22 protein-coding genes are annotated in these 23,725 nt (G+C 61.7%); 16 read left to right on the top strand and 6 right to left on the bottom strand.

The window, feature by feature from the left end; all coding sequences use genetic code 11:
- The first annotated feature begins 25 nt into the window (after nt 1-25).
- Together ACQZ5F_RS13240 and ACQZ5F_RS13235 are read left to right on the top strand one after the other, a co-directional pair.
- Nucleotides 26-1,435, top strand: a complete 1,410-nt coding sequence (locus ACQZ5F_RS13240) for a diguanylate cyclase domain-containing protein (protein ID WP_225339037.1) — start codon at nt 26-28, stop codon at nt 1,433-1,435.
- Between the two features lie 197 nt (nt 1,436-1,632).
- Nucleotides 1,633-2,961 carry a solute carrier family 23 protein gene (locus tag ACQZ5F_RS13235; RefSeq protein WP_225339036.1) on the top strand — a complete coding sequence of 443 codons (1,329 nt, stop codon included), beginning with the start codon at nt 1,633-1,635 and terminating at the stop codon, nt 2,959-2,961.
- Here ACQZ5F_RS13235 and ACQZ5F_RS13230 read toward each other — a convergent pair.
- The gene (locus tag ACQZ5F_RS13230; RefSeq protein WP_225339083.1) at nt 2,958-3,806 is read right to left on the bottom strand and encodes a LysR family transcriptional regulator; all 849 of its coding nucleotides are present in this window, start codon (nt 3,804-3,806) and stop codon (nt 2,958-2,960) included. The two genes, ACQZ5F_RS13235 and ACQZ5F_RS13230, sit on opposite strands and share 4 nt — an antisense overlap.
- 103 nt (nt 3,807-3,909) lie before the next feature.
- Here ACQZ5F_RS13230 and ACQZ5F_RS13225 point away from each other — a divergent pair, with 103 nt between their 5' ends.
- Nucleotides 3,910-5,244: an aspartate aminotransferase family protein gene (locus tag ACQZ5F_RS13225; RefSeq protein WP_225339035.1), complete on the top strand. Its 1,335-nt coding sequence runs from the start codon at nt 3,910-3,912 to the stop codon at nt 5,242-5,244.
- 138 nt (nt 5,245-5,382) lie between these two features.
- On the opposite strand, the gene ACQZ5F_RS13220 is transcribed toward ACQZ5F_RS13225, so the two are convergent.
- A complete protein-coding gene (locus ACQZ5F_RS13220) occupies nt 5,383-6,279 on the bottom strand; it encodes a LysR family transcriptional regulator (RefSeq protein WP_046800456.1) in 897 nt (298 codons plus the stop codon).
- 105 nt (nt 6,280-6,384) lie between these two features.
- Between ACQZ5F_RS13220 and ACQZ5F_RS13215 the strand changes: the two genes are divergently transcribed.
- From ACQZ5F_RS13215 to ACQZ5F_RS13200, 4 genes are all read left to right on the top strand, one after another.
- Nucleotides 6,385-7,467, top strand: coding sequence for a 4-oxalomesaconate tautomerase (locus tag ACQZ5F_RS13215; RefSeq protein WP_225339034.1), 1,083 nt, complete (start codon nt 6,385-6,387; stop codon nt 7,465-7,467).
- Between the two features lie 46 nt (nt 7,468-7,513).
- The gene (locus ACQZ5F_RS13210; RefSeq protein ID WP_052820061.1) at nt 7,514-8,515 is read left to right on the top strand and encodes an ABC transporter substrate-binding protein; all 1,002 of its coding nucleotides are present in this window, start codon (nt 7,514-7,516) and stop codon (nt 8,513-8,515) included.
- Between the two features lie 64 nt (nt 8,516-8,579).
- Complete coding sequence (locus ACQZ5F_RS13205; protein ID WP_046800509.1) at nt 8,580-9,347, top strand: ABC transporter ATP-binding protein; 768 nt, start codon at nt 8,580-8,582, stop codon at nt 9,345-9,347.
- Nucleotides 9,334-10,110, top strand: a complete 777-nt coding sequence (locus tag ACQZ5F_RS13200; protein ID WP_448731260.1) for an ABC transporter permease — start codon at nt 9,334-9,336, stop codon at nt 10,108-10,110. The genes ACQZ5F_RS13205 and ACQZ5F_RS13200 overlap by 14 nt, the downstream gene beginning before the upstream one ends.
- 105 nt (nt 10,111-10,215) lie before the next feature.
- On the opposite strand, the gene ACQZ5F_RS13195 is transcribed toward ACQZ5F_RS13200, so the two are convergent.
- Nucleotides 10,216-11,127 carry a 2-dehydro-3-deoxygalactonokinase gene (locus ACQZ5F_RS13195; protein ID WP_046800460.1) on the bottom strand — a complete coding sequence of 304 codons (912 nt, stop codon included), beginning with the start codon at nt 11,125-11,127 and terminating at the stop codon, nt 10,216-10,218.
- Between the two features lie 115 nt (nt 11,128-11,242).
- On the opposite strand from ACQZ5F_RS13195, the gene ACQZ5F_RS13190 reads away from it, so the two are divergent.
- The 9 genes from ACQZ5F_RS13190 to ACQZ5F_RS13150 all read left to right on the top strand — a co-directional run bounded on the left by ACQZ5F_RS13190 (nt 11,243) and on the right by ACQZ5F_RS13150 (nt 20,970).
- Nucleotides 11,243-12,151 (top strand): dihydrodipicolinate synthase family protein, encoded by a 909-nt coding sequence (locus ACQZ5F_RS13190; RefSeq protein WP_448731261.1) that lies wholly within the window; start codon nt 11,243-11,245, stop codon nt 12,149-12,151.
- The gene (locus ACQZ5F_RS13185; RefSeq protein ID WP_080820106.1) at nt 12,148-13,314 is read left to right on the top strand and encodes a mandelate racemase/muconate lactonizing enzyme family protein; all 1,167 of its coding nucleotides are present in this window, start codon (nt 12,148-12,150) and stop codon (nt 13,312-13,314) included. Before ACQZ5F_RS13190 ends, ACQZ5F_RS13185 begins: the two co-directional genes overlap by 4 nt.
- Before the next feature lie 24 nt (nt 13,315-13,338).
- Nucleotides 13,339-14,610, top strand: a complete 1,272-nt coding sequence (locus ACQZ5F_RS13180) for an ABC transporter substrate-binding protein (RefSeq protein ID WP_448731262.1) — start codon at nt 13,339-13,341, stop codon at nt 14,608-14,610.
- Nucleotides 14,611-14,693: 83 nt separating this feature from the next.
- A complete protein-coding gene (locus ACQZ5F_RS13175) occupies nt 14,694-15,620 on the top strand; it encodes a carbohydrate ABC transporter permease (protein ID WP_046800464.1) in 927 nt (308 codons plus the stop codon).
- A gap of 10 nt (nt 15,621-15,630) precedes the next feature.
- Nucleotides 15,631-16,461 (top strand): carbohydrate ABC transporter permease, encoded by an 831-nt coding sequence (locus ACQZ5F_RS13170; protein ID WP_448731263.1) that lies wholly within the window; start codon nt 15,631-15,633, stop codon nt 16,459-16,461.
- 2 nt (nt 16,462-16,463) lie between these two features.
- Nucleotides 16,464-17,546, top strand: a complete 1,083-nt coding sequence (locus tag ACQZ5F_RS13165) for an ABC transporter ATP-binding protein (RefSeq protein ID WP_225339030.1) — start codon at nt 16,464-16,466, stop codon at nt 17,544-17,546.
- Entirely contained in the window at nt 17,543-18,526 is a 984-nt protein-coding gene (locus ACQZ5F_RS13160; protein ID WP_448731264.1) for an NAD-dependent epimerase/dehydratase family protein, read from the top strand. Before ACQZ5F_RS13165 ends, ACQZ5F_RS13160 begins: the two co-directional genes overlap by 4 nt.
- Entirely contained in the window at nt 18,523-20,205 is a 1,683-nt protein-coding gene (locus tag ACQZ5F_RS13155) for an SMP-30/gluconolactonase/LRE family protein (RefSeq protein WP_448731265.1), read from the top strand. Before ACQZ5F_RS13160 ends, ACQZ5F_RS13155 begins: the two co-directional genes overlap by 4 nt.
- A gap of 3 nt (nt 20,206-20,208) precedes the next feature.
- Nucleotides 20,209-20,970: an SDR family NAD(P)-dependent oxidoreductase gene (locus tag ACQZ5F_RS13150; RefSeq protein ID WP_448731266.1), complete on the top strand. Its 762-nt coding sequence runs from the start codon at nt 20,209-20,211 to the stop codon at nt 20,968-20,970.
- Nucleotides 20,971-21,046: 76 nt separating this feature from the next.
- On the opposite strand, the gene ACQZ5F_RS13145 is transcribed toward ACQZ5F_RS13150, so the two are convergent.
- Genes ACQZ5F_RS13145 through ACQZ5F_RS13135 form a run of 3 tightly spaced genes read right to left on the bottom strand, consistent with a single transcriptional unit; the run spans nt 21,047 to nt 23,723 of the window.
- Entirely contained in the window at nt 21,047-21,853 is an 807-nt protein-coding gene (locus ACQZ5F_RS13145) for an inositol monophosphatase family protein (RefSeq protein WP_065116462.1), read from the bottom strand.
- Entirely contained in the window at nt 21,850-22,686 is an 837-nt protein-coding gene (locus tag ACQZ5F_RS13140) for a glycerophosphodiester phosphodiesterase (RefSeq protein WP_052820071.1), read from the bottom strand. The genes ACQZ5F_RS13145 and ACQZ5F_RS13140 overlap by 4 nt, the downstream gene beginning before the upstream one ends.
- 2 nt (nt 22,687-22,688) lie before the next feature.
- Entirely contained in the window at nt 22,689-23,723 is a 1,035-nt protein-coding gene (locus ACQZ5F_RS13135) for an ABC transporter ATP-binding protein (protein WP_448731267.1), read from the bottom strand.
- Between the last annotated feature and the right edge of the window lie 2 nt (nt 23,724-23,725).

Raw genomic sequence — 23,725 nt, 5'->3', positions numbered from 1 at the left:
CATCCGACAAATAATCGGACCATAAATGACGATGCGTTTCACCCAACTCAGGCTTGCCGGACCGGCCGCAGTGCTTATCGCCATATTGCTGGCGGGGCTGGCGGCCATTCCCTATTACGGCGTTGCGCGTCTTGACGCGGAGCTTCGCCAGCGGCAGGAAACGCTGGTCGGACGCAACATCTCCATATGGATTTCCGACGTGGAATTTGCGCTGACGGCGTGGACGATCTGGGACGAATCCATCGCCAAGATCGACAATCTCTTCGATCCGGAGTGGACCGACCGGAATATCGGACGGTCGCTCATCGGCACCTCGCGTACACGTTTCGTCAGCATTCTCAATGGCGACGGCGATCTGATCTATTCGAAGACGGATGACGAAGTTTTGCAACGCCCGTTTTTTGCCCGCGGCGCGGATGTCATTGCGCAGGACGCGCACTCGCTTGTGGATGCCGTGCGCGAGAAGGAACGCGGCGAAAGGCCGGAGGGAATTCCGCAGCCGATCGCCTTCAGCAAGATCGAGGTGATCGGTGATGACGCCGTCCTTTTGACAGCCAGCCTCTTCCAGTCGGACTTCAGGACAGCGACACCCCGTGGTGAACGGGCGCCGGTGCTCATTTCCGCAATTCCCATCGCCGGCAGCCTGCAGGAGTTTCTCGGAAACCGCTTCCTTCTGGACGATGCTTCCGTTGGGCCGGCCGGCAGCGTTCCGGCAGAGCGCGCAAGGGTGGAAATCGCCATGGGGCCAAATGGGCAGGCGCAGGCGCTGTCCTGGCAGCCGCTGACCCCGGCGCGGGATCTGCTTCGTCAGTCCCTGCCGCTTGCCGTCACGGTTCTTGTCGTCCTCATAGCCGGCGGCATCTTCGCGGTGCGGATGTCCCGCCGCGCGGTTCATTCGCTTGTCGAGGCCGAAAAACAGATGCGGCACGCTGCTACCCATGATTTCCTCACCGGACTGGCCAACAGGTCGCTCGTCGCATCCGAATTCGCCAGACTGTCACAGCAGGGACACCTGACTGTCGCCTGCCTTGATCTCGACGGTTTCAAGGCCATCAATGACAGCCACGGACACGCCGCCGGTGATGCCTTGCTCAAGGCGGTCGCCGCCCGCCTTCGCGCAGCCTGTCAGGAGCGCGACGTGGTGTTCCGGTTGGGCGGCGATGAGTTTGCGGTGCTGATGCCCGCCATTTCCCTTGCCGAAGCCGAGATGCGTTGCCGCCAGCTGTGCGTGCTTCTCTCCGAGCCTTATATTGTCGATGACGGCGTGATGATCATCGGTGCATCCTTCGGATTGAGCAGCGTTACCGGGGCGGAAACCTCCTGCGACGAGGCCTTCCGCTGCGCGGACGAGGCGCTTTACCGCGCCAAGGGTGAAGGCCGCGGCAAGGTCATGACATCGCTCTGCGAGATCGAGCCCGTTCTCCGGTTCGGCTGAACTGAGGGGTGGGTAACCCCTTGATGCCCGATGACAGCAGCCGGCAATCGCGCTACCGGAGATTGGATGCGCCGCCACCGATTCGGTCCGGGACGACGGTCGCATATCACATAAAGACAAATCTTTTTGCACGGCTGCGATCTGCAACGGGGACGTTCGTCAAATCGCGCCGGCCGCTTTCTGGGGGACAGACGACGATGAGCGATACAGGTGGCTATTTTCCGCGCTGGCGACTGAAAACCGAAGGGCGCATCATGCCGGATGAGCGGTTGCCCGCCGGGCAGACCGCAGTTCTCGGTCTGCAGCATGTCGTCGCCATGTTCGGCTCCACGGTGCTCGCGCCACTGATCATGGGGTTCGATCCGAACGTCTCCATCCTGTTTTCGGGCATCTCGACGCTGATTTTCTTCATCGCCGTCGGTGGCCGCGTGCCGAGTTATCTCGGTTCGTCTTTTGCCTTTATAGGTCCCGTGCTGGTGGCAACCGGTGCCGCCGCCGGTGCGGCGAGCCCCAATATCGCGCTCGCCCTTGGCGGCATCATCGCCGCGGGCGTGCTTTATGCCCTGATCGGCGTCATCGTCATGATTGCCGGCCATAACTGGATCGAACGGCTGATGCCGCCGGTTCTGACCGGCGCCATCGTTGCGGCGATCGGTCTGGTGCTGGCGCCGATTGCCATAGCCAGCGCCTCCGGCACCGGCCCCGGCAATCCCGATGGCGACCAGCTGTCGCGCTGGATTGCAATTTTGACCGTCACATCCGTCGGCGCCATTGCTGTCTATGCGCCCGGCATGGCGCGACGCCTGCCCATCCTCCTCGGCGGGGCTATTGCCTACATCGCCTATCTGGTGCTGGCCAATGGTTTCGGTCTCGGCAAGCCGGTGGATTTTTCCGGCGTTGCAGCCGCGTCCTGGTTTGGATTGCCGACATTTACCGCGCCGGTATTTTCCGCCTCGGCAATCGCGCTGATCGCGCCTGTCGTCGTCATTCTGGTGGCGGAAAATCTCGGGCATATCAAGGCGATCGGCGCGATGACCGGCCGCAACCTCGACCCTTACCTTGGCCGCGCCTTCATCGGTGACGGCATCGCCACCATCTTCTCCGGCGCGTTTGGCGGAACCGGGATGACGACCTATGCCGAAAACATGGGCGTCATGGCGATTACCCGCATTTTCTCGACGCTGGTTTTCATCGTTGCGGCGCTGGTGGCCATCATTCTCGGCTTCTCGCCGAAATTCGGCGCGCTGATCCAGACGATACCGGGACCCGTCATCGGCGGCCTATCCGTCGTGGTGTTCGGCCTGATCGCGGCGACTGCCGGGCGCATCTGGGTGGAGAACAAGGTCGATTTCTCCGAGCCGCGCAATCTCATCACCGTGGGCATCGCACTGGTGCTGGGCGCTGGCAACTTCAAGCTCAATGTCGGCGGTTTCACGCTGGATGGTATCGGCACGGCGACGATCGGCGCGATCGTCTTTTATCATCTCCTCAGCCTTGGTGCCTCGGCCCAGGGGAAATCACGCTAAAGACTGAGGCCCGGAAGAACCGCACGAATGTGATCGCCAAGCGCCTTGGCCGCCGATGATGTCTGGGGATCGGAAAATGCGAGGGCTATTCCGATCGTCGGCAGCGGCGGCAGGCCACTCCTGACGATGTGGAGGTCGGGCGGAACGGCTGTTTTCGTCAGCACGCTGATGGCGTGGCCGGAGCGGGCGATGGCGATGAGGCCTGAAAGGCTGGTGCTGGCAAAGGCGACCCGGTAGCGGCGATTGGCGCTTTCCATGGCGTCGCAGGCGGCGCGGTGATCCAGCGTCGCCGGTGCCGAGAGCGCCAGCGGCAGCACGTCCTTGGCAAGCAGATCCGGGTCCGGACTATCCGCCACCCAGACGAAACTTTCCCTGCGCAGAACCTCGGGATGATCCGGATCGGCCTGCGAGACCAGCGCCATGTCGATCTGGCGGCGGCGCAGCAGCGGATGCAGCTCTATGGTTGGCGCGCAGACCATCCGCAGGTCGACTTTCGGGTAGGTTGCGCAGAAGCCGCGTAGCAGCTCCGGCAGGAAGGCGATGGAATAGTCTTCCGGGCATCCAAGGCTGACGGTTCCCTGAAGGATCGCCTCGCTCATATCCGCAAGGATTTCATCGTGCCGGGCAAGCAGCGCATTGGCGTGCGCAAGCAGCTTTTCTCCCGCCGCAGTGACCCGCACTCCCGAACCCGTTCGTTGCAGCAGGCTGCGGCCCACCTGTTCCTCAAGCCGCTGCATCTGCGTGCTGAGCGCCGATTGCGTGCGCCCGACCTGCATGGCGGCGACGCTGATGGAGCCGGCGCGGGCGACGATGACGAAGTTCTTTAAAAGCGTAAGGTCGAGCATGGCGATATCAAAATTATCGATATCTGCTTCAGATACTATCAATTGGACTGCATCCGCAAGGGCCTGTTACCGTTCTTCAGGATCACCTCTTGGGGAACGTGCCATGGACAATATTTCGAAAAACGCCATTTCGTTGAACGATGAGCCGGCCTTCTGGGCCGCCGCCAACAAACACCTGACCCGCTATGGGCCGGCCTTCGAGGAAATCATCGTCGAACGCGCCGCGGGAAGTTTCGTTTACGATGCGGATGACCGCGCCATTCTTGATTTCACCTCTGGGCAGATGAGCGCCCTTATCGGGCACACCCACCCGGATATTGTCGCCACCGTCAACCGGCAGATGGCCTCGGTCGCGCATCTCTTCTCCGGCATGTTGTCGCGCCCCGTCGTCGAACTAGCAGCGCGGCTGGCGGCGCTGGCGCCCGGTCTCGACCGTGTGCAATTGCTGACGACAGGGGCGGAATCCAATGAAGCGGCGATCCGCATGGCAAAGCTCGTCACCGGCGGCCATGAGGTCGTGGCTTTTGCCCAGAGCTGGCATGGCATGACGGGCGCTGCGGCGTCTGCAACCTATAGTGCCGGCCGCAGGGGCTACGGCCCGGCGACGGCCGGTTCGCTGGTCATTCCCGCCCCGAATGCCTATCGCCCGCGCTTCCGCAACCCGGATGGATCGAATGACTGGCAGGCCGAGCTTGACGACGCCTTCGAGCTGATCGATCGCCAGTCGACCGGCAATCTCTCCGCCTTCATTGCCGAGCCTATCCTCTCAAGCGGCGGCATTCTCGAATTGCCGCTCGGTTATCTCGCCGCCCTGAAGAAGAAATGCGAGGAGCGCGGCATGCTGCTCATCCTCGACGAAGCCCAGACCGGCGTCGGCCGGACGGGGCATATGTTCGCCTTCCAGCGCGATGGCGTGACGCCCGACATCATGACACTCTCCAAGACGCTCGGCGCCGGCCTGCCGCTGGCAGCCGTGATGACAAGCGCCGAAGTGGAGCAAAAGGCCTTCGAGCGGGGCTTCCTGTTTTATACCACCCATGTGTCCGATCCGCTGCCGGCGGCTGTCGGTGTGACGGTCCTTGACGTGGTTGCGCGTGACGGTCTCGTGGAACAGGCGATTGCCCGCGGAAAGCGCCTGAAGGACGGGCTTTTATCCTTGCAGCAGCGGTTCGAATGCGTTGGCGACGTGCGCGGTCGCGGGCTCCTGCTCGGGCTGGAAGTCGTGGCAGACAGGCATACGAAGGCCCCGGGTTTCGAACTCGGTGCCCGCATCATGCAGGAAGCGATGCTGCGCGGCATGAGCATGAACATCGTCAAGCTGCCAAGCATGGGCGGCGTCTTCCGCATCGCCCCGGCGCTGACCGTTTCGGATGCCGAAATCGATCTCGGGCTGGATATTCTGGCGGATTCCATCGAATCCGCGCAGGCCGTGCGATAGGGCGGTGACGCTCGCCTGACGGTCAGATTTCAGGCGAGCGGGTGCGGCGTGATCCACTCGGTGCGACGAGGCTTCAGGGAAGCCCGTTGCCGTGCCAGTTAAGCCGGTCGATCTTCGCGTCATGTCTCCCGGTCGGCGCTATTGTGTTTTCCAGGTCTCAAGCAACATCCCGACAAATTTTTCCGCTGCCGGGGAGAGTGTGCTGCTTCGCCTCTGCACGATGCCGATCGTGCGTGAGACGACGGGATTGACGATCGGGCGGCTGACGAGAAAGGGGTGATCGTCCTGCGGTGTCGCCAGTCGCGGCAGCACGGAAATCCCCAGTCCCGCTTCCACCAGCCCAAGCGAGGTGTTGAGGTGGGTCACCTCGTAAAACCAGTTCAGCTTCAGATTGTGTCTTGCGAGCGCGCCGTCGAGAAGTGTCCTGTTGCCGCTGGAACGGTCCACGACGACAAGCGGATAGGCCTCCAGCTGGTTCCACTCGATTGTTTCGAAAGCCGCCAGCGGGTGATCTTTCCGCATCGCCAGCACGAAGGGGTCGTCGATGAGCGGCTCGAATGACAGATCGGGATCGGAATTGCCCATCAGGTTGATGCCGAACTCGACCTCGCCTCTGGCGACGGCCTGCAGCCCCTCATTGGCCGTCAGATCCCGGATACGCAGCCTTATATGCGGATACTGCTGGCTGAACGCCTTGATGACGGCGGGAAGAAAATAAAATGCCGCTGTCGGAACGCACGCCATGGTGATGAGGCCGCGTCGCTGCGCGCCGTCCTTCATCGCAAAAAGCGATCCGTCGAACTCCTCCAGCATGCGCCGGACAAGCGGAATGACTTCCTGACCCATGGCTGTCGGCGCCACATGGCGGGTGGTTCTTTCCAGCAGCGGAGCGCCAATCGTCTGCTCCAGTTTCTGGATGCGCCGGGTCAGTGCCGGTTGCGAAATATGGAGCGCTTCCGCCGCTCTGTGAAAGCTTTCCATTTCAACCACGGCTTGAAAAGCCCGCAAATCCAGAATCTCGCAATTAATGCTCATATCGCAATAATACCCCTAAACATTGCATTTAACAGATTAGCGTCTTTTGCCCATATTGCAACAACGAAGCGGATTGATCCGCTAAATGCAAGATTGAGGCGTGCGATGAATGATCTGCTTAAGATACCCTGTGTGCTGATGCGCGGCGGAACTTCGCGCGGACCGTTCTTTCTCGCCTCCGACCTTCCGCGTGATCCACGACAGCGCGATGCAGCCCTCCTGTCGATCATGGGGTCGGGGCATCCGCTTCAGATCGACGGCATTGGCGGGGGTAATCCCGTGACGTCGAAAGTCGCCATCATCGGGCCTGCAACCGTCGAAGGGGCCGATATCGATTACCTGTTCGCGCAGGTCCGCACCGACCGGCAATATGTCGATTATTCTCCCAATTGCGGGAACATGCTGGCCGCTGTCGGACCTTTTGCGATCGAAGCGGGGCTTGTTGCGGCTCATCGGCACGATACAGTGGTGCGCATCCACAATGTGAACACCGGCAAGCTGATCGAGGCGAAGGTGCCGACGCGCGGCAACGAGGTGATCTATCTTGGCGATGCCTCGATCGACGGAGTTCCGGGTCTGGCCGCGCCGATTGCCCTGACTTTCGTGGATGCCGCCGGGGCAAAGACCGGCAGATTGTTGCCCACGGGAAACCCTCTCGACAAGATCGACGGGGTGGATGTGACGGCCATCGACTGTGCGATCCCGATGGTTCTCATGCGCGCAGCCGATCTCGGCGTCAGCGGATATGAAGATCCGCAAACCCTGAGCGGCAACAGGGACCTTATCGAGCGGATGAGCCGCATACGAATTCAGGCTGGCCGGCAGATGGGAATGGGGGAGGTGAAGGACATGGTAATACCAAAGCCCGTGCTGGTCGCTCCGGCGCGCAATGGAGGCACACTTTCCGTGCGTTATTTCATGCCGGACGAATGTCATCCCGCCCTCGCGACAACGGGTGCTGTGGGGATTGCCCGGGCGGCCGTGACGGAGGGATCGGTTGCTTTCGAACTTGCCGGAAGTCCGTCCGTACCGACCCAGATCCGCCTCGAACATCCCGCCGGTCGCCTCGACGTGCAACTGGAGATGCGCAACGGGGCAATAACGGCGGGACTTGTGAGAACGGCCCGCAGGCTTTTTGAGGGTTTTGCCTTCGCCAAACCAGTCGCTGCAATCAACGACGCAGCTTAGACCACAGTCAGTCATTCAAAACATCGCAAACCGGGAGGAGACCCATATGCGTAAATACCTGCTTGCAACAGCCGCGCTCTGTGCGCTGGCGGCATCTGCAAATGCCGAATCCGTCAGAATGAGCGTTGGCTCGTACAATCTCAACAACCTGCCTTTTCCTGTCGCCGCCAGCCTCGGCTTCTACAAGGATGAAGGCCTTGACGTGACGACAGAGAATTTTGCCCAGGGCGGTTCGAAGGTCCTGCAGGCGCTGGTTGCGGGCTCGACGGATGTCGCCGTCGGCTTTTACGACCATACCATCCAGATGCAGTCCCAGAACAAGCACGTCATCGGCTTCGTCCAGCTTGCCCGCAATTCGGGTTTGGTGCTTGCGGGAAAGAACGATACCGACTTCGATCCGGCAAAGCCGGAAACCATCAAGGGCAAGAAGGTCGGCATCACGTCTCCCGGCTCGTCCTCGGATTTCTTCATCCGTTATTACATGAAGCAGCACAATCTCAGCGACAATGACATCTCCATCATCGGTGTGGGCTCCGGCGCTGCGGCCGTGGCTGCGCTGCAGCAGGAAAAAATCGACCTGCTTGTCAACTATGATCCGGCCGCGACGATTGTGGTCGAGCGCGGGCTGGGCAAGATCCTCATCGATGCGCGAAGCGACCAGGGCGCCAGGGATGTTTATGGCGGCATCTACCCCACCTCGGTGCTCTATGCGACGCAGGAATATATCGATGCCCATCCGGAGGTGATCCAGAAAGTCACCAATGCCACCGTGCGGGCATTGCACTGGATGAAACAGCATTCGGCCGAGGAAATCGTCGACAGGCTGCCGGATGATTTCGTCTCCGGCGACAAGAAGACCTACATCAAGGCTGTCGAAGCGGCCAAGGCGATCTTCTCCGAAGACGGCAGGTTCGAGCCGGCCGATCTGGAAACGCCGCTGGCGGTTCTTAAAAGCTTCAACGACGCAGTCGCCAAGGCAACGATCGACCTCAACACCACCTATACCAACAAGTTCGTCGAGGCTGCCGCCTCGAAGGCTGCAAACTGAGGGGGGCGAGATGTCATCACCAGCCAGAAAGCTAGAGCCCGTGAGCGAATTCAAACCCCAGCCCATGGTGACAATCGATAACGTGACCATGGCTTTCGGTTCGTTCGTTGCCGTTCAGGACGTGAACCTCGAAGTGGGCGATGGAGAGTTTCTCTCCATCGTCGGCCCAACGGGATGCGGAAAATCCACCATCCTCAACGCCATTGCGGGGCTGCTGAAGCCGGCGCAGGGGAAAGTGGCCATTGACGATGTTCCGGTTCAGGGCGTGCAGAACACCATCGGATATCTTTTCCAGCAGGACGCGCTGCTTCCCTGGAAGACGGCGTATCAGAATGTCGAGCTTGGCCTGTTGTTCCGCGGCGTTCCCGAACATGAACGGCGCCAGAAGGTTCTGGCCTGGCTCGAAAAGGTCGGGCTGAAGGGCTTCGAAAGTCGTTTTCCACACCAGCTTTCGGGCGGGCAGCGCAAACGTGTCCAGATGGCGCAGGCGCTCATCACCGAACCGAAGGTCATCCTGATGGACGAACCCTTCTCGGCGCTGGATATCCACACCCGCCATCTGATGCAGAACGAGCTGCTTCGGTTATGGCAGGAAGACCGTCGGGCGGTGGTCATGATTACCCATGATCTCGAAGAGGCGATTGCGCTTGGAGACCGCGTCGTCGTTCTCGCTGCCGGTCCCAAAAGCCGTGTCATCGAGAGCTTCCCCGTTGATCTGGAACGGCCCCGCAACGTTGCGGAAATCAAACTCGATCCGAAATTCATGACCCTGTATCGCGACATATGGGCATCGCTGCGCGGTGAAGTGGAGAAAAGCTATGCAAGCCGTTAATGTTCGTATCATTCAGGTCGTGCTTCTGGTGGTGCTTCTGGGCGGCTGGCAGCTCGGCGTCACCTCGGGAGCGATCGACCGCTTTTTCTTCCCGGCGCCTTATGACATCGTCATGCAGGTGGTCACCTGGGTAGCCGATTCGGGTTTTTACAAGCATGTCGGCATCACGCTCAGCGAAACGGTGCTCGGTTATCTCATCGGTACGGGCCTTGGCGTCGGCGCCGGCGTATGGCTGGGGCTAAGCCCCTTTGTCGCCCGCGTGCTGGATCCCTTCATCAAGGCGGTGAATGCCATTCCGCGCGTCGTTCTGGCACCGATTTTTGTCCTGTGGCTGGGCCTTGGCCTGTGGTCCAAAGTGGCGCTTGCGGTGACGCTCGTCTTCTTCGTCACCTTCTTTAACGCCATGCAGGGCGTGCGCGAGGTGAACCCCGTCGTGCTTTCCAACTCCCGCATTCTCGGCGCCAAGCGTTCTGATCTGCTGCGCCACGTCTATTTTCCGGCGGCGGCCAGCTGGATATTGTCGTCGCTGCGTACATCCGTGGGATTTGCGGTGGTTGGCGCCATCATCGGTGAATATCTTGGGGCTTCGGCAGGCCTTGGTTACCTGATCGCCCGCTCCGAAGGGAATTTCGACGCGGTGGGTGTCTTTGCAGGCATCATCATTCTCGCCGTGTTCGTTCTCATCATCGACCTTATTCTCGATATTGCCGAGAAGAGGCTGATCACCTGGCGGCCGAATGCGGGTGAAGAACGGCCTGCCTGAGGTCTGGCTTTTGCTGATACCAAACGAGGCGGCCCTTGGGCCGCCTCGTTTCATGAAATGCAAAGGCTCTGTCCTGTCGGGATTGCACCCGGCGATAGTCTGCGCTCAGGAAAGCGTCTGTTTGAGGACGGCCAGTGCCCCCTTGGTCAGGACGTCGTCCGCGCCCACTGATGTCTTGAGCCCGAACACATCTGCGGCAACCAGATAGAGATCGTTCAGCCCGTCATTGCCGACGATAGCTGCCTCGTCTCCCTCCGCATACCATCCGGCATCGCGGGCTTGCCGAAACTCCTGCCCGATGACCAGTCCCCGCACATAGGACCGCAGCTGATCCGGCGAAAGCCGGCCGGCAAGCCCGCCTGTTCGCGCTGAAAACAGCAGCGACAGCATGGCGGCGGATCGTTTTGCCTCTTTCAGACCCCAGCGATAGGCCTCCGGATCGTCGACCGGCGGCTGCGTTGAACCGCGCGCGATGAAGGAATGATTGATAAGCAGGTTGAAGATTTCACCGGTCACGAATGTCTGGAAACCGTCGATCCGCCCCGCCTTCACCCGCGCCCATTTGCTGTGGGTTCCGGGGATGATGAGGGTGGCGTCTTCGCCGAGGCCATGGCCGACGATCTGGGTTTCTTCGCCGCGCATCACATCCGGAAAGGGCTGGCGGGCGGGGTCGTTAAGACCCGGCAGAAAGACGAGATCGGACCCGTTCGGCAGCGACTTGCGCACCGTGCCGGCGGCAAGTTCTGCCGGGCCTGCCGGGCACGGCACATAAGCGACTTCGACCCAGCCGTTACGGCTGGTGATCATGCCGAGTGCGGCGACGGGCAAGGCCCCGTGGCGAGAGAACCAGGGTGCGAGTGCAGCCATCAGCGCCGCCTCATGTTCTCCCTTGCCAAGGCTCGAAATACCGTCGGCGGTTTCCAGGTGATCCAGTTCTTCGCCACTTTCACTGACGAGCGCCGCCCTCAGTGATGTCGTTCCCCAATCGACGATGATCGATGTCGCCGCTGCTGCCATGTCTTGAACCTCCTCGTTCATTTCATCTTGGGGCTTGTCATAGGGTGCGAGTCTATGTAGTGTCAATTAGTGAATTCAAGGTATCAAAATATGATACTTAATTGGGAGGAGAAAAATGGTGGCTGGCCTCAAGGGGATTTTGCCTGTTCTGCCCACGCCGTTTCTGGCTGGTGGCGGCATTGACGAAGCGGGTATGAAGCGGCTGGTAGTCTTCGCGCTCGACAAGGGTGTGGATGGTGTCGTGTTTCCCGGTTTCGCCAGCGAGGTGGAGACTTTGAATGCTGCCGAGCGCGCTACGCTGCTGAAGATCGTCGTGGATGCGGTGGCCGGGCGGGTGCCTGTTGTGGCGGGTGCAAGTGCGGCCGACTGGCGTGACGTGGTCAAGCATGGGCGGGCGGCATCGGCGCTCGGCATTCGCCACCTGATGGTGCAGCCGCCCAAGTCGGTCGGCACGGATGCGCCGGCGCTGATCGAATTCCTCGGCAAGGTCGTCGAGTCGCTGCCCGAGGTTGAAATCATCCTGCAGAATGCGCCTGCGCCGCGCGGCTCAGACCTTTCGCCGCAGGCGATCGTGGAGATCGTGCGCGCCTTGCCGCAGGTCACCTACGTCAAGGAAGAAACGCTTCCCGCCGGCCCGGCCATAAGCCACATCATCGCCCATGCGCCTTCGACGCTGAAGGGCGTCATCGGTGGCGGCGGCGCCCGTTACATTCTCGACGAATATGCCCGAGGTGCTACGGCGGCCATGCCGGCGCTGGAGATCGCCGAGGAACATGTGGCCATCGACCGGGCGCTTGTCGCCGGGCGGCAGGAGGAGGCGCGCCGGATTTATGTCCGCACCCTGCCGCTTCTGGTTCTGCAGGCTGTCTATCGCATGCGGCTGACCAAATATGTGCTCGCCCGTCGCGGCGTGATCGAAGGTGTCGGCGTGCGTGCACCGACACCCGAGCTTGATGCGGCGGCCATTGCGGATATTGACGCCAATCTGGTCGAACTCGGCCTCGTTGCCGCGGAGGCCGCATGAACAGCCCCATCGCAACCGTTGAAGTCTTCACGCTGACCCAGCCGCGCAAGGTTCCCTATCTCGGCGCGCTCAGGGAAGGCGAAGTGGTCAATCCCAACGGCTATATCGTTCGCAAGGGCAATCGCACGGTCTACCCCACCTTCGACCGCAGCGTGCTGGTGCGCATGACGACCGAGGCCGGCACTGTTGGCTGGGGAGAGACCTATGGCATCGTCGCTCCCGGCGCGGTCGCCGCCCTTATCAATGATCTTCTCGCCGGTTTCGTGATCGGCCGCGATGCGTCCGATCCTTCGGCTGTTTATGACGACCTCTACGACATGATGCGGGTGCGCGGTTATACCGGCGGCTTTTACGTCGACGCGCTCGCCGCGCTCGATATCGCGCTCTGGGATATTGCCGGGCAGGAAGCCGGCAAATCGGTTCGCGACCTTCTCGGCGGCGGGGTAGATACGTTTCCAGCCTATGTTTCCGGCCTGCCTGAAAAAACGCTGAAGGCGCGGGGAGAGCTGGCGAAATACTGGCAGGATCGCGGTTTCAACGCCTTCAAATTCGCAACACCGGTGGCTGATGATGGCCCGGCGGCGGAAATTGCCAATCTCCGGCAGGTGCTTGGGCCCCAGGCGAAGATCGCCGCCGACATGCACTGGAACCAGACGCCGGAACGGGCGCTGGAACTGATTGCCGAAATGCAGCCCTTCGACCCGTGGTTCGCTGAAGCGCCGGTCTGGACGGAGGACATTGCCGGTCTGGAGAAGGTTTCGAAGAATACCGACGTGCCGATTGCCGTCGGCGAGGAGTGGCGCACCCATTGGGATATGCGCGCCCGCATCGAACGCTGCCGCATCGCTATCGTGCAGCCGGAAATGGGCCATAAGGGCATCACCAATTTCATCCGCATCGGCGCTCTTGCCGCCGAACACGGCATTGACGTGATCCCGCACGCCACCGTTGGCGCCGGCATCTTCCTTGCCGCCAGCCTGCAGGCGTCGTCGACATTGTCGATGCTGAAGGGACACGAATTCCAGCACTCGATCTTCGAGCCGAACCGCCGCCTGCTGGACGGCGACATGGATTGCCGCGAGGGCAGGTATCACCTGCCATCGGGACCGGGACTTGGGGTAAGACCGTCGGAGGCGGCGCTCGGTCTGATTGAACGTATCTGATTTGGTTTTTTGGAGGAGGAAACCATGACCAAAAGAATGAAAAAGCTGGCGCTCAGCACCGCGACCGCCGTTTTGATGACCATGGGTGCTGTTGCGCCCGCCATGGCCGATACCGTGCTGAAGTTCATTTCCTGGCAGACCGATGATGCCGGAACGGGCGAATGGTGGCATTCCGCCATCGCCGCCTTCGAGAAACAGCATCCGGGGGTGAAGATCGAATTCACCAAGGCGGAGCGCAGTTCCTACGCGGATACGATGACCACGCTTTTCGCCGCCAACCAGCCGCCGCAGATCGTGCATCTGGCGTCCTTCGAATTCCAGATGTTTGCCGATAGCGGCTGGCTGGAACCGCTTGACCCGTGGCTGAAGAAGGACGGCATCGACATGACCGGCTGGGCCGGCCAGCAGAAATGCGAATGGAACGGCGAAACCGTCTGCATCATGAACAACTATTTCGGTTTCGTCATGGCCTATAACAAGAAGCTGCTGGAAGAAGCGGGCGTTGCGGTTCCGAAGACCTATGACGAGTTCCTGGCCGCTGCAAAAGCCACGACCAAGGATCTGAACGGCGACGGCATCATCGACCAGTTCGGCACCGGCCACGAAACCAAGGGTGGTCCGGGGCAATATCTGACGGAAATGCTGAACTACATCATCGATGCCGGCGCCTACTGGACCGACAAGGACGGCAACATCACCATCGATACGCCACAGATGGTCGAGGGCCTTTCACGCTGGAAAACCGTGATGAAGAGCGGCATCAGCCCGGTGGACATGAGCGCCAGCGACGTGCGCAAGCTGTTTGCCGATGGCAAGATGGCCATGCGGCTCGATGGACCCTGGCTTTATGGCACGACTGAAAAGGGTTCGGCCAAGAGTGACATCGTTTATGTCGCGCCGCCGCTGCACCCGCCGCTCGGCGGCTCGTCCAACGTGCTGGCGATGCCGGCGGATATTCCCGACGACCAGAAGGCATTGGTCTGGGATTTCATCAAGCTGACGATGACGCCGGAATTCCAGCGCAGTTACGCCACCCTTGGCGGCAACACACCGCCAAGCCCGAAGGCGGATGTTTCGGGTGTTGAAAAGACCATCCCGCATTTCCCGGTGCTGATCGAAACCATGAAGGCCGCGTCTGAAGCCGGTATAGACCGCATTCCGACCGGTCTTGAGCTTTTCTACAACGAGTTCAGCAAGATGGTGATGGAAGAAAGCCAGCGGATGATCATTCAGGATCTCGATCCGGCGGAGGTGGCCAAAACCATGCAGGCAAAGGCCGAAGCCATCAAGGGTTGATCCCCCATTGTCCTGATCTTGTTGTCCTGCCATGGCCCGTAAAGGGCCATGGCCATCATTCGCATCCGGCAGGAGGACCATCCATGACCGAACCCGTTCGGGCTGGGCGTCGCAAGTTCTTCGATCTTGCTCGTCCCAGCCGGCAACATCTCCTCGGCTATATTCTGATCGCGCCCGCGGTCCTGATGGTTGCCGCCATCATCGTCTGGCCGCTCGTGCTGGCCATCGACCTGTCGTTCCAGCAGGTCAAGATACCAAGGCTTGGCGGCGCCAGCCGGCCGTTTTCGTTAAGCAATTACACATGGCTGTTCTCGTCGCCGGAATTCTGGCTGGCCTGCTGGGTAACGCTGAAACTGGTCATCGTCGTTACCGCCGGCAGCGTCGCGGTCGGCCTCAGCACGGCGCTTCTCGCCAATAACCGTTTCAAGGGCCGCACCGTCGCGCGGCTGGGAATGGCACTGCCCTGGGCCGTGCCGGAAATCATCGCGGTCGTCATCTTTGCGTGGATGTTCGACACTTCATTCGGCCTGTTCGGCTGGCTGGCGATCAAACTCGGTTTTACCGACCAGATGATCCCGTGGGTCAGCAGTTCCACGGCCGCCTTCTGGGCAGTGGCGATCACCATGGTGTGGAAGGGTTTTCCATTCGTCTCGATCATGTGTCTGGCTGGCCTGCAGTCCATTCCCGCCGATTATTATGCGGCGGCGAAGGTCGATGGTGCGAGTGTGTGGCAGCGTTTCCGCTGGATCACCATGCCGCTTTTGATGCCGGTTCTGGGCGTGACGCTGGTGTTGACGCTGCTGTGGGTATTCCGCGACTTTTCCATCATCAAGGTTCTGACCGGCGGCGGGCCGCTGCGTTCAACCCAGACACTGTCGATCATGACCTATGACCAGGCCTTCCAGTATCACAATTTCGGCCGTGCCGCCGCCGTCGGCGTGCTGACGCTGGTGATCTGCATCGTCGCGAGCCTTCTGATGCTCGGCCGGCGTTCGAAATCGATCTATTGAGGAGGCTTTGATGAAACGGACATTTTTACAGAGCCTTGCCCTTTACGCGACTGTGATCTTCACGCTGGTGATGATCCTGTTCCCGGTCTACTGGCTGCTGGTCACGGCACTTTCCACCACCGATGAGCTGTATCGCCTGCCGCCGACCTTCTGGCCTGACGATCCGCAGTGGGACATCTTCGCCCGCGTCTGGGTGGCAAAACCGATCCTGCTGTGGCTTTGGAACTCGATGCTGGCGGCCATCGGCTCGGTGGCGCTGTCGATGCTGGTCTCGGTCAGCGCCGGTTATGCGCTGTCGCGTTATTCCATGCGGGGCGGCGCGACCATGGGTCTCTTCGTCCTGACGGCGAAGATGCTGCCCGCGACGCTGCTCGTCATTCCGCTGTTTTCGATCTTTTCCAGCTTCGGCCTGATCGGCAGCCTGTGGACGCTGGTTCTGGCGCATTCGACAATGATCATTCCTTTCGCCACATGGATGCTGAAAGGCTATTTCGACACAATTCCCAAAGAGTTGGAACAGGCTGCCATGGTCGACGGCTGCTCGCCGATCGGCGCGATGGTGCGCGTCGTGCTTCCCATCGCCACGCCGGGCCTTGCCGCCACCGCACTTTATGCCTTCGTGCTCAGCTGGGCAGACTATGCCTATGCCCGCACCTTCCTCGTCAACTCGCCGGACAACTGGACGGCCAATCTCGGCATCACCACGATGCAGGGCGAATATGTCACCTACTGGAACGACATTTCCGCCGCATCCGTGTTCATCGCGCTGCCGATCATCGCAATCTACCTGTTCCTGGAACGTTATTTGGTCGGCGGCCTCACCGCTGGCGCGGAGAAATAAGCATGGCCAATATTTCCATTCGCAACGTCAGCAAGTCCTATGGCGCGCTCAACGTGCTCAGGCCGTTTTCGCTTGAGATCGAGAACGGCGAGTTCGTGGTGCTGGTCGGGCCTTCCGGCTGCGGCAAGTCGACGATGCTGAAAATCCTTGCCGGTCTCGAACCGGCAAGCGAAGGGCAGATCTTCATCGGCGACCACGAAGTGACGGATCTGGCGCCGGGCGACCGCGACATCGCCATGGTGTTCCAGAACTACGCGCTTTATCCGCACCTCACCGTTCGCCAGAATATCGGCTTCGGCCTGAAGATGCGCGGTACTGATAAGGCCGAGATCGATCGCCGGGTTGATGACGCGGCGCGCATTCTGGAAGTGACACCCTATCTCGATCGCAAGCCCAAGGACCTGTCGGGCGGCCAGCGGCAGCGCGTTGCGCTGGGCCGTGCCATCGTGCGCCAGCCGCAGGCCTTCCTGATGGATGAGCCGCTGTCCAACCTCGATGCCAAGCTGCGCGTCCACATGCGTGCCGAAATCGGCGCATTGCACAAACGCATCGGTGTCACCACCGTTTATGTGACGCATGATCAGGTTGAGGCGATGACGATGGCGGACCGCGTCGTCATCATGCAGGGCGGCATCATCCAGCAGATCGCCGCACCCGACGAGCTTTTCAACAATCCGGCCAATCTTTTCGTTGCCGGTTTCATCGGCTCGCCAGGCATGAATTTCCTCAATGCGGAACTGCGTGATGGCGCTGTTACCCTGTTTGGGCAACAGGTTTTCCTGCCGGGCGCAGCCGTCCGCCAAGGCGACGTGATCGTCGGCCTGCGGCCGGAACATCTCGTTCTGGGCGATGCACCGGTTACCTTCGATGTCCGCCCGACGCTGGTGGAGAGCCTCGGATCGGAAAAATACGTCTATTTCGATGCGGAGGGCGCAAGGGTTGCGGATGGCGAGGAGGGCAAGTCCAAGGGGCTGATCGCGCGTGTCTCGCATACCGGCAACCTTCCCGGTAATGAGGCGCTCCGGCTCGGTTTTGATCCGGCCCAGCTTTATCTCTTCGATGCAAAGACCGGAGCACGGCTATGATCCTCGTCACCGGATCGGCAGGCCGTGTCGGCCGTGCCGTTGTCGCCGCCTTGCGCGCGCAGGGCCGCGCCGTTCGCGGTTTTGATTTGAGGCCATCGGCAACCGGCGGCGAGGAAGTCGTCGGGTCGCTGGAGGATGCGCAGGCACTGTCCGAGGCCATCAAGGGCGTGAGGGCCGTCCTGCATCTTGGCGCCTTCATGTCATGGGCTCCGGCGGATCGTGACCGCATGTTCGCCGTCAATGTCGAGGGCACGCGCCGGCTTCTGGATGCGGCTTCGGCGGCTGGCGTGCGGCGGTTCGTTTTCGCCTCCTCGGGAGAGGTCTATCCGGAAAACCGGCCGGAGTTCCTGCCGGTCACCGAGGACCATCCGCTTTGCCCCAATTCGCCCTATGGTCTGACCAAGCTTCTGGGCGAAGAGCTGGTGCGCTTTCACCAGCGAAGCGGCACCATGGAAACGGTGATCCTGCGGTTTTCGCATACGCAGGATGCGGCGGAACTGCTGGATGAGGACAGCTTCTTTTCCGGTCCCCGGTTTTTCCTGCGGCCGCGCATTCGCCAGCAGCAGAATTTCGGAAATACTGCCATCGCCGAACTGCTCCAGTCCCGCGATATCGGTGAGCCGTCGCACATTCTGGCGCGCAATGAAAACGGCCGACCGTTCCGTATGCATATAACCGATACACGCGACATGGTGGCGGGCATTCTGCTCGCTCTCGATCACCCCGAGGCGGCGGGTGGCACCTTCAATCTCGGTGCCGACGAACCGGCCGATTTCGCCGCGCTTCTGCCGAAGATTGCCGCGCTGACCGGCCTGCCCATCGTGACAGTCGATTTTCCCGGCGACGGCGTTTATTACCATACGTCCAACGAGCGGATCAGAAACACTTTGGGGTTTGAAGCGGAATGGACGATGGACCGGATGCTGGACGACGCGGCGGCCGCAAGGCGGCAGCGACTCGCGCAGGAGCAGAGGCAATGAAACCGGAGACGCCGGGCGGCACGGCGGCGCTGGCCAAGGGGTTGACCCTGCTCGACATGGTCGCCGATGCACCGGAACCGCTGCGTTTTGCCGAGCTGCTGCGTGCCTCCGGTCTGCCGAAGCCGACATTCGCGCGCATCCTGCGCACCCTTATCGCCTATGGCCTCGTCCGTCAGGATGAGGCCCGTGGCACCTATGTCCTCGGCCAGCGTTTTCTGGAAATGTCCCACAAGGTCTGGGAGAGCTTCGATCTCGTCTCGGCGGCGACCCCGGAACTCGAGCGGCTGGCCGCCGAACTGGGGGAGACGGTTGCACTGTGCCGGCTTGACGGCACCATGACGCAATATCTCGCCGAGCGTTCGCCGAACGGTCTTTCGGTGCGTGTTGAGGTGGGACGTCGCGTTCCCCTGCATTGCACCGCACCGGGCAAAGCGCTGCTCGCCTTTCAGGATCCCGCCGTTGGCCGCGCGCTGCTGGATCGCCTGACGCTCGATCTGCAGACACCCAAAACCATCACCACCCTCGATGCGCTGCAGGCCGATCTGACGCTGACACGGGCGCGGGGTTATTCGATTTCCTACGAGGAGCATCTGCCGGGGGTGAATTCGGTCGCCGCCCCCGTCATGGGCCGGGACAATACGCCGATGGGCGTGCTCGTTGCGCTCGGGCCGTCGTCGCGGCTCGATTCCTCCAATATCCATCCCGCCGGGCGTGAATTGATTGCCGCCGCCCGTCGCATTACCGGTGCAGCCGGGGCCGTGGCGATCAGCTCGCGGCCACGCCCGCGTTCGGCAACGGGCCGCCCCAGCGCCGAACTGAGCTGCATTCTGCCATGGGGTGCGCAGCTGGGGGAAAGCCCGGTCTGGCACGAGGGGGAAAACGCGCTCTATTGGGTGGATATCCTGCATCCGGCGGTGCACCGCTTTGATCCTGCCACTGGCCGCAACGAAACCTGCGAGACCGGCAAGCTGGTCAGCGCCGTCATTCCGGTCACTGGCGGGCGGTTGCTGGTCGCGTCGCAGGATGGCGTCGAATGGCTGGATTTCGCCTCCGGCCGGCTGACACCCTTTGTCAGCCCGGAAGCGGGCATCGCCGATAACCGCCTGAACGATGCCAAATGCGGGCCGGATGGCGCGATCTGGGTCGGCTCGATGCGCATCGATGCCTCCAAGCCCACGGGTGCGCTTTATCGTATCAACGCCAATGGCGCATCCGAGCGCAAGGAAGGCGGCATCATCGTCTCCAACGGTCTCGGTTGGAGCCCCGATGGCCGGACCTTCTATTTCGTCGATACCGTGCCCGGCCTCATCCACGCCTATGATTGCGATCCGGCGACGGGTGCCCTGTCGCAGCGCCGTGAGTTTGCCCGCATTCCAGTGGCCGATGGCCGGCCGGATGGTCTGGCTGTGGATGCGGAAGGCGGGGTGTGGTGCGCCATCTGGGATGGCTGGTGCGTGCGCCGTTATCTTGCGAACGGCAAGCTGGACCAGGTGATCGACATGCCGGTGCCGCGCCCCTCCAGCATCGCCTTTGGCGGGCCTGATCTGTCGACGCTGTTCATCACCAGCGCCCGCACGCGCCTGCCTGCCTCCACGCTCGCCGACGCGCCGCTCTCCGGCGGCCTGTTTTCCTGCCGCCCGGGAATTGCCGGCGCGCGCATCTCGCTGTTTGAAGGATAAAGGATGCGTCTCGAAAGCGTCTTTGGTTTGAAGGGCCGCACGGCGCTCGTCACCGGTTCCAGCCGCGGCATAGGCGCCGCCATTGCCGAGGGGCTGGCGGGCGCGGGCGCCCATGTCATCCTGCATGGCGTAAAGCCGGGCGCTGCCGCAGCCGTGCAGCACCGGATCGTCGCAAGCGGCGGCACGGCGCAGGAACTGGCGGGCGATCTTTCCGAACCCGGTGCCGGTCGTGATCTCATCGAACGGGCCGAGGCGATTGCACCGGTCGATATTCTTGTCATCAATGCCAGCGCCCAGATCAACGCCGTGCTCTCGGAACTGACACCCGCCGATCTGGCGTTTCAGCTGGCGGTCAATCTCGGCTCGACGGTGGATATGCTACAGGCGGCCCTGCCGCGCATGGCGGCCCGCAAATGGGGCAGGGTGGTTTCCATCGGCTCGGTCAATCAGCTGCGGCCGAAGGGCATCGTCACCGCCTATGCCGCCACCAAGGCAGCGCAGCACAATCTGATCCAGAGTCAGGCGCGGGATTATGCGCGCGACAATGTATTGCTCAACACGCTCGCGCCCGGCCTCATCGACACCGACCGTAATGCCCACCGTCGTGATGAGGACCCCGAAGGCTGGGCGGAATACGTCCGGACGCTGAACTGGATGGGCCGTGCCGGGCAGCCGGAAGAAATGGTGGGTGCCGCCATCTTCCTGTCGTCGCAGGCCTGCAGTTTCATGACCGGTGAAACCGTGCTGATGACGGGCGGTTACTGATCACGCTATCCTTCGCAGGACCCGCATATTGGCGGATACGTGCTGACGGATACGTGTTGACCGCGCGCTGCGCCGCTCAGGGATCCTTGGGCGGAACGCCACGAAGCCGCTCGAGAAGATAGGCGTGGGTTGCGGCATTGGCGACGATCAGCGTGCCGGTCCGCTCATAGATTTCAGGCCCGCGCCCCCACCAGTCCGTCACGATGCCGCCGGCTTCCTCAACGAGCAGGATGCCGGCTGCGGTATCGACAAACCCCGTCTCCTCGTAATAGCCGGTAAGACGGCCGCAGGCCACGTAGGCGCAGGAATTGGCGGCGCTGCCGACGACCCGCACCGCGCCGATTGGGGCACGAATATCGTCGAGACGCTGATAGGCGCCGGGATAAAGCGAGAGGTTGGGTGTTGGCAGGCCGGTGCCGACGCACATGAGCGCGATATCGCTGCTGGCATTGACGCGCAGGCGCTCACCGTTGAGATATGCGCCTTCGCCCTTGATCGTGGTGAACATTTCGTCGGCGACGGGATTATAGACGAGCCCGCAGATCGTCTCGTTGCCGCGGCGAAGCGCAATGGTGATGGTGTAGTGCTGGCCATAGATGAAATTGGTGGTGCCATCGATGGGATCGACCAGCCAGCGATGTTCGGCATCCGAACCGTCAACCGGAGCGAATTCCTCGCCGGTCAGCCCCCAGGGATACCGGCCGAGCAGGCGTTCGCGGATCAGCGTTTCAGACTGCCGGTCCGCATCGGACACGAAGTCGCCCGGTCCCTTGACGCCGATCTCGATGTCGCGGAAGCGCCTGAAATGCTCGAGCGTCAATGCGCCGGCCTCGCGGGTGGTGGCGATCATGTCTTCCAGAATGGCGGTGTAATTGACGGTCATCGGCTGAATGCCTCGGTTAGCCCTTCCGGGTCATCGGTGGTGATCTGGTCGACCTTGAGCCGCAAAAGCCGCTCGACATCGGTGATGGATTGCGGGGTGATGCGGTTGATGGTCCAGGCATCGACACGGCGGCCGGCGGCATGAATGGGGGCGATGATATCGATGCCGGCATCTTCAGCGGCAAGGACGATCCGGTAGTCGAGATAGATCATTCCGGCAGCCGGTGCCGTGGCAAGCGCCTGTTCGATGAAGCCGGAAAAGTTTCCGTCCTGCTGCAGCCGTGCGAGTGTGTCGTCCTCACATGGATCATATCCGGTTTTGAGATCGGGGACCGATGCGGCAAGCGCGGCGATTGCGTCGAAATCACCGCCGGACAGGATCATGGAGCCCGCCAATGGCGCGATGCTTGCGCTGAAACCGGCGATGACCTGCGGGGTGAGGGCGTGCCGGTCTTCCTTGAAATCGAGCTGCAGAAGGGCATCGGGATGGATGATCTCGCGGGCGAGCAGGGCGCAGAGGTCTTCGAGCAGCATCACCCTTGAGGATACGGGCTGGCCCTGATTGTCGCGCAGATGCAGCTGGCGCAGCGCGGCGGCGGAGGTGTTGCGCACCCTTCCGGCGCCCGTGGTTTCCCGCTCCAGCGTCAGATCATGCAGCACGGCGCAGCCGTGGTCGGCGTGAATGACGAGATCGACTTCGATGCTCGCGCCAAGGCACATGGCCTCGATGATGCGCTCGCCGGTGAAGGCGGGATCGGCGGCGCGGCGGCGGCCGCGATGCCATTTGAGCCAGGTGCGGTGGCCGTCGCGTTCGAGTAGGATGGGCATGTTCATGGTCAGCTCCGGTAGATTTGCCGGTTGTCGCGAAAGGCCGTGACGGCGCGCGGCAGGATATCGACCCCCTGTCCGGCCCGGAAGAGATCGGGATGGGCGACCATCGATTTGATCCTGATACCATCGGGAAGATCGAGATCGACAAGGCCATGGGTGCCGTAATCGGTCACCCGGTGAACGCTTGCCTGCGGCGTCTCGGATGCCGTCAGGTCAACGGCCTCGGGGCGGATGGCGAGAATGGCGGGACCGTCGGAGACGGGCAGCGGCACGGTCAGGCCGGCATGGGTGAAGTTTCCGCCCGAGACCACGCCTTCGATCAGGTTCATCGTGCCGATGAAGCCGGCGACGAAGGGGGTCTGCGGTTCGCGGTAGATGACGTTCGGCCGGTCGATCTGCTCGGTCCTGCCATTGGCCATCACGACGATGCGGTCGGCCATGGAAAGGGCCTCGTCCTGCCCATGCGTGACGAACAGCGTGGTGATGCCGAGACGCTGCTGGATATCGCGCACCTCTTCGCGCAGGCGCTCGCGCAGATGCTGGTCGAGGCTGGCGAAGGGTTCATCCAGAAGGAGGATTTTCGGCTCCAGGACCAGTGAGCGTGCAAGCGCCACGCGCTGCTGCTGGCCGCCGGAGAGCTGGCTGGTGGCGCGTTCGCCATAACCGGAAAGCCCCACCAGTTCGAGTACCGCTTCGACCTTTTCCCGGATCGCGGAGGCGGGCATGCGCCGCAGCTTCAGACCGAAGGCGAGGTTCTTGAAGACATTCATGTGGCTCCAGAGTGCGTGGCTCTGGAACACCATGCCGGTGGGCCGGCGCTCGGGTGGCAGATGGGTGACATCTTCGCCGTCGATGGTGATCTGTCCGCCGGTCGGCTGTTCGAAACCGCCGACCATGCGCAGCAGCGTCGATTTGCCGGAACCGGACGGGCCGAGAAGGCAGACGAGTTCACCATCGGCGACGTCGAGCGAGAAATTGTCGACTGCATTGGTGCCACCGGCGAAGGTTTTTGTGACCCCGCGGATATGAAGTACGGACATGA

The sequence above is a fragment of the Agrobacterium sp. 22-210-1 genome (assembly GCF_053522525.1).
This window is presented reverse-complemented; position numbering and strand designations above follow the sequence as displayed.

What these genes read in the sequence shown, in the direction of transcription:
- ACQZ5F_RS13240 (WP_225339037.1), top strand. Translation starts at nt 26, where the DNA reads ATGACGATGCGTTTCACCCAACTCAGGCTTGCCGGACCGGCCGCAGTG.
- ACQZ5F_RS13235 (WP_225339036.1), top strand. Translation starts at nt 1,633, where the DNA reads ATGAGCGATACAGGTGGCTATTTTCCGCGCTGGCGACTGAAAACCGAA.
- ACQZ5F_RS13230 (WP_225339083.1), bottom strand. Translation starts at nt 3,806, where the DNA reads ATGCTCGACCTTACGCTTTTAAAGAACTTCGTCATCGTCGCCCGCGCC.
- ACQZ5F_RS13225 (WP_225339035.1), top strand. Translation starts at nt 3,910, where the DNA reads ATGGACAATATTTCGAAAAACGCCATTTCGTTGAACGATGAGCCGGCC.
- ACQZ5F_RS13220 (WP_046800456.1), bottom strand. Translation starts at nt 6,279, where the DNA reads ATGAGCATTAATTGCGAGATTCTGGATTTGCGGGCTTTTCAAGCCGTG.
- ACQZ5F_RS13215 (WP_225339034.1), top strand. Translation starts at nt 6,385, where the DNA reads ATGAATGATCTGCTTAAGATACCCTGTGTGCTGATGCGCGGCGGAACT.
- ACQZ5F_RS13210 (WP_052820061.1), top strand. Translation starts at nt 7,514, where the DNA reads ATGCGTAAATACCTGCTTGCAACAGCCGCGCTCTGTGCGCTGGCGGCA.
- ACQZ5F_RS13205 (WP_046800509.1), top strand. Translation starts at nt 8,580, where the DNA reads ATGGTGACAATCGATAACGTGACCATGGCTTTCGGTTCGTTCGTTGCC.
- ACQZ5F_RS13200 (WP_448731260.1), top strand. Translation starts at nt 9,334, where the DNA reads ATGCAAGCCGTTAATGTTCGTATCATTCAGGTCGTGCTTCTGGTGGTG.
- ACQZ5F_RS13195 (WP_046800460.1), bottom strand. Translation starts at nt 11,127, where the DNA reads ATGGCAGCAGCGGCGACATCGATCATCGTCGATTGGGGAACGACATCA.
- ACQZ5F_RS13190 (WP_448731261.1), top strand. Translation starts at nt 11,243, where the DNA reads ATGGTGGCTGGCCTCAAGGGGATTTTGCCTGTTCTGCCCACGCCGTTT.
- ACQZ5F_RS13185 (WP_080820106.1), top strand. Translation starts at nt 12,148, where the DNA reads ATGAACAGCCCCATCGCAACCGTTGAAGTCTTCACGCTGACCCAGCCG.
- ACQZ5F_RS13180 (WP_448731262.1), top strand. Translation starts at nt 13,339, where the DNA reads ATGACCAAAAGAATGAAAAAGCTGGCGCTCAGCACCGCGACCGCCGTT.
- ACQZ5F_RS13175 (WP_046800464.1), top strand. Translation starts at nt 14,694, where the DNA reads ATGACCGAACCCGTTCGGGCTGGGCGTCGCAAGTTCTTCGATCTTGCT.
- ACQZ5F_RS13170 (WP_448731263.1), top strand. Translation starts at nt 15,631, where the DNA reads ATGAAACGGACATTTTTACAGAGCCTTGCCCTTTACGCGACTGTGATC.
- ACQZ5F_RS13165 (WP_225339030.1), top strand. Translation starts at nt 16,464, where the DNA reads ATGGCCAATATTTCCATTCGCAACGTCAGCAAGTCCTATGGCGCGCTC.
- ACQZ5F_RS13160 (WP_448731264.1), top strand. Translation starts at nt 17,543, where the DNA reads ATGATCCTCGTCACCGGATCGGCAGGCCGTGTCGGCCGTGCCGTTGTC.
- ACQZ5F_RS13155 (WP_448731265.1), top strand. Translation starts at nt 18,523, where the DNA reads ATGAAACCGGAGACGCCGGGCGGCACGGCGGCGCTGGCCAAGGGGTTG.
- ACQZ5F_RS13150 (WP_448731266.1), top strand. Translation starts at nt 20,209, where the DNA reads ATGCGTCTCGAAAGCGTCTTTGGTTTGAAGGGCCGCACGGCGCTCGTC.
- ACQZ5F_RS13145 (WP_065116462.1), bottom strand. Translation starts at nt 21,853, where the DNA reads ATGACCGTCAATTACACCGCCATTCTGGAAGACATGATCGCCACCACC.
- ACQZ5F_RS13140 (WP_052820071.1), bottom strand. Translation starts at nt 22,686, where the DNA reads ATGAACATGCCCATCCTACTCGAACGCGACGGCCACCGCACCTGGCTC.
- ACQZ5F_RS13135 (WP_448731267.1), bottom strand. Translation starts at nt 23,723, where the DNA reads ATGTCCGTACTTCATATCCGCGGGGTCACAAAAACCTTCGCCGGTGGC.